General features: G+C 71.7%; 1 pseudogene. It reads right to left on the bottom strand.

Features of this window, described 5'->3' with window-relative positions:
- Positions 1 to 4,826: pseudogene (locus ABZ990_RS31065) on the bottom strand (type I polyketide synthase); the annotation flags it as partial.
- Position 4,827 lies beyond the last annotated feature (1 nt).

Below are 4,827 nucleotides of genomic sequence, written 5' to 3'. Positions count from 1 at the left end.
TCACCGGTGAGCAACGGAACAACCTCGTCCTCGGAAGCCTGCACCGCCACCATCGCCCCACCGGCGGGCAGCGCCTGCATCAGCCGGCCGCGCGCGGCGACCAGCTTCGCGGCATCCGCGAGCGACAACACGTCGGCGACATGCGCGGCGGCCAGCTCACCGATCGAATGCCCGGCCACAAAGTCGGGGCGCACACCCCACGACTCGACCAGGCGGAACAACGCCACCTCGACCGCGAACAACGCCGGCTGGGCGTATCCGGTCCGGTTCAGCAGTTCCTGGTCCTCGCCCCAGATCACCTCACGCAGCGAACGGTCCAGGTGCGAATCCAACTCCGCCACCACAGCATCGAAGGCGTCGGCGAAGACGGGGAACGCCTCGTGCAACTCACGCCCCATACCGATGCGCTGAGCACCCTGCCCCGTGAACAGGAACGCCGACCGGCCAGCACGCCGGGCATGACCCGACACCACACCGGCACCCGGCTCCCCCGCCGCCAACGCGGACAGGCCCCGCAGCAACTCCTCCCGGTCACCGCCCACCACCGCCGCACGGTGGTTCAGGGCCGATCGAGTGGTGAGGAGGGAGAACGCCACATCTCGCGGATCCAGCCCGGCGCCGGCCTCCACGAACGACAGCAACCGCCGCGCCTGCGCCGCCAGCGCGGCCGGCGTCTTACCCGACACCACCCACGGCACCACCGGTACCGCACCCGTCGGCACCGCCTCCGCCGGCACCTCCGCCGGCACCTCCTCGACGATCACATGCGCATTCGTCCCACTGATACCGAACGAGGAGACACCCGCTCGACGGAGCTCGCCGTTCGGCACCCAGTCACGTGCCTCCGTCAGCAGTTCGACGCTGCCCTCGCTCCAGTCCACCTGCGGCGACGGCGCATCCACGTGCAGGGTCCGCGGCAGCACACCGTGCCGCATGGCCTCCACCATCTTGATCACGGAGGCAACGCCCGACGCAGCCTGAGCGTGGCCCATGTTGGACTTGATCGAGCCCAGCCACAGCGGCCGGCCCTCGGGACGGTCCTGACCGTAGGTCGCCAACAACGCCTGGGCTTCGATCGGGTCACCCAGCGTGGTGCCGGTGCCGTGCGCCTCGACCACATCCACATCCGCCGTCGACAGACCGGCGTTCGCCAGCGCCTGCCGGATCACCCGCTGCTGCGACGGACCGTTCGGCGCCGTCAGACCGTTGGACGCACCATCCTGGTTCACCGCGGACCCACGCACCACCGCCAGCACCGGATGCCCGTTGCGCCGGGCGTCGGACAACCGCTCCAGCAGCAGCATGCCGACGCCCTCGGCCCAGGCGACTCCGTCGGCCGCGGCGGCGAACGACTTCGACCGGCCGTCCGGTGCGAGGCCACGCTGTCGGCTGAACTCGACGAACATGCCTGGTGTACCCATCACCGCGACACCGCCGGCCAGCGCCAGCGAGCACTCGCCCGAACGCAGCGACTGCGTCGCCAGGTGCAGCGACACCAGAGACGACGAGCACGCGGTGTCGATGGTGACCGAGGGACCCTCCAGGCCCATCACATAGGACGTCCGACCCGAGACGAGGCTGCCGCCGCTGCTGGCCGCGGCCTCCACGCCCAAGCCGTAGTCGTGGTACATGACCCCCGCGAAGACACCGGTCGAGGTGCCCTTCAGCGACGTGGGGGCGATCCCGGCTCGTTCGACGGCCTCCCAGGCGGTCTCCAGCAGCAGCCGCTGCTGCGGGTCCATCATCAGCGCCTCGTTGGGGCTGATCCCGAAGAAGCCGGCGTCGAACTCCGCGGCGTCGTAGAGGAAGCCACCCTCACGGGCGTAGGTCTTGCCCGGCTTGCCCGGCTCCGGGTCGTAGACGCTCTCGTCCCAGCCACGGTCGGCCGGAAAGTCCGAGATGACGTCCACTCCCCCGTCGACGAGGCGCCACAGCTCCTCGGGCGTCGTCACGCCGCCCGGGTACCGGCAGGCCATCCCGACGATGACGATCGGGTCGGTGGTCGAATCGGCGCCGGTCGCGGGAATCGCCACGGTGCTCGCCGGGGCGGACACCGGGCCGGTCAGGGACGCGGCGATGTGGTCGGCCACCGCCTGGGCGGTCGGGTAGTCGAAGACCAGGGTCGCCGGCAGCCGTATTCCGGTCACGGAGCCCAGCTGGTTGCGCAGCTCCACCGCGGCCAGCGAGTCGAATCCCAGTTCCTGGAACGCCCGGTCGGGTTCGACGGCGTCCGCGGAAGCGTGTCCGAGCACCGCGGCCACCTGTCCGCGTACCAGGTCGAGCAGGAACCGCTCACGCTCGGCCACATCCAGACCGGCCAGCCGCTGCTCGATCCCGGCCGCGCCGGAACCGGCCGCGGCACGCGCGACCTGCCGCACCGGCACCCGCACCAGGCCGCGCAGCAGAGGAGGGATCTCCTCTCCACGCCCGCGCAGCACCGACGCCTCCACCAGCAGAGGAACCAGTGCGGGCGCTCCCGAGCGGAGCGCCGCGTCGAACAGCGCGAGACCGAGCTCGGGCGGCAGCGCGGGAAGGCCCTGGGCCTGCATACGCTGCTCGACCAGGTCGAGCATCCGCGTCATGCCGGTGTGCACACCCCACAGGCCGAAGGCCATCGAGGTGGCGGGCAGCCCCTCCGCGCGGCGGTGCTGCGCCAGGGCGTCCAGGAAGACGTTGGCCGCCGCGTAGTTCGCCTGTCCCGCGGCGAGAACCAGTCCACCCGCCGAGGAGAACATGATGAACGCGGCCAGGTCGAGGTCCCGAGTCAGTTCGTGCAAGTGCCACGCGGCGTCCGCCTTGGGCGTCAGCACGGCATCCATCCGCTCGGGTGTCAGCGCACCGACCATGCCGTTGTCCGCGACTCCCGCCACGTGCACGACCGCGGTCAGCGGGTGCTCGGCGGGTGTGCCGGCCAACAGTTCGGCCAGGGCCGCACGGTCGGACACGTCGCAGGCGGCGACGACGGCCTCGGCCCCCAGCTCGGCCAGCTCGGCCTGGAACTCGACGGCGCCGGGCGCGTCCAGGCCGCGGCGGCTGGTCAGCAGCAGGTGCCGGACGCCGTACTCGGTCACCAGATGCCTGGCGACGCGCGCCCCCAGACCACCGGTACCGCCGGTGACCAGCACCGTGCCGTCGGGGTCGATCGCCGGTACGCCGGCCCCTTCGGGCAGGGCCACCCGGGCGAGACGCGGCACCAGCACCTTCCCGTCACGGACCGCCAGCTCCGGCTCGGCCGAGGCCAGCGCCCGACCGAGACCGGCGAACGACCCGGCGGGCTCGTCCAGGTCCACCAGCACGAACTGACCGGGGTTCTCCGCCTGCGCGGCGCGCACCAGACCCCACACCGGAGCCTGCCGCACATCCACCGGTACGCCGTCACCGGTGGCCACGGCGTTCCTGGTGACCAGCACCAGGGTCGCCTCCGCGCAGCGGTCGTCGGCCAGCCACTGCTGCACCACCTCAAGCGTGCGATTCGCCAGCGCGTGGACGGCGGTGGGCACATCGCCCTCGGGGGCCGCGCACTCGAAGGCGACGATGCCGGGAACGGGGCCTTCGGCGGGCAGCGCCTCCCAGGGGGTCCACTCGGTCTCGGCGGATTCGTTGCCGGACAGGACGCTCCACTCGATGTGGTAGAGCGATTCGACACCGGTGGTGTTCAACTGCTCGGCCGAGACAGGGCGTCCGACGACCGATCCGACGGAGACGACAGGCCGGCCCGTCGCGTCCGCGACGTCCAGCGTCAGGCTCTCCCGGTTCGGGTGGCTGAGGCGCACGCGGACGGTCGAAGCGCCGACCGCGTGCAGCCGGACCTGGTTCCACACGAAGGGCAGCACGGGGTCGCCGCCGTCGGTTCCGTCGATCAGTCCGACGTGCATGGCGGCGTCGAGCAGCGCGGGATGGATACCGAACCGCTCGGCGTCGGCGTGGGCGTGCTCGGGCAGCGCCACCTCGGCGAACAGCTCCTCGCCGCGCCGCCAGGCCGCCTTCAGACCCTGGAACACCGGACCGTAGTGATACCCGATCTCCGCCAGGCCCTCGTACGCACCCTCGACACCGATCTCCGTCGCACCGACCGGCGGCCACTCGGACAGATCGAACGACGCGACCGCCGGCACCTCCTCGGCCAGCACACCATCGGCATGCAGCGTCCACGGCAGATCCGGCTGATCCTCGGAGCGGGAGTACACCGACACCGAACGCCGCCCGGACGCGTCCGCGGCACCCACCACGACCTGGATCTGAACGCCGCCCCGCGCCGGGAGGATCAACGGGGCCTGCAGCGCGAGTTCCTCCAGCACCCCGCAGCCCACCTGGTCACCCGCCCGGATGGCCAGCTCGACGAAGCCCGTGCCCGGCAACAGCACACTGCCCAGCACGTCGTGGTCCACGATCCAGGCATGCGTACCCGACGCCAGCCGACCCGTGAACGTGATCACATCCGAATCGGGCGACGGAACGACGGCTCCGAGCATGGGGTGTTCAGCCGCCGCGAGACCCGCGGACGCCACGTCGCCCAGCCCGCCGCCGAACCACGAGTTGGCCAGGTACTCCTGGGTGTCGATCCAGTAGCGCTCGTGCTGGAAGGCGTACGTCGGCAGATCGACACGGCGGGCGCCGGTCCCGGCGAAGAACGCCTTCCAGTCCACCGACAGCCCGGTCACGTGCAGCCGCGCCAGCGCGGCCACCACCGAGGCAGGTTCCGGCCGGCCCCGGCGTACCGACGCCACCAGCGCCGCGTCCTCGGACGCCACACTCGACTGGGCCATCCCGGTCAGCACACCGTCCGGGCCCAGCTCCAGGAAGACCGACACACCCCGGTCCTCCAAC

Source organism: Streptomyces sp. NPDC046203, from assembly GCF_040646255.1.
Classification (GTDB): Bacteria; Actinomycetota; Actinomycetes; order Streptomycetales; family Streptomycetaceae; genus Streptomyces.
This window is presented reverse-complemented; position numbering and strand designations above follow the sequence as displayed.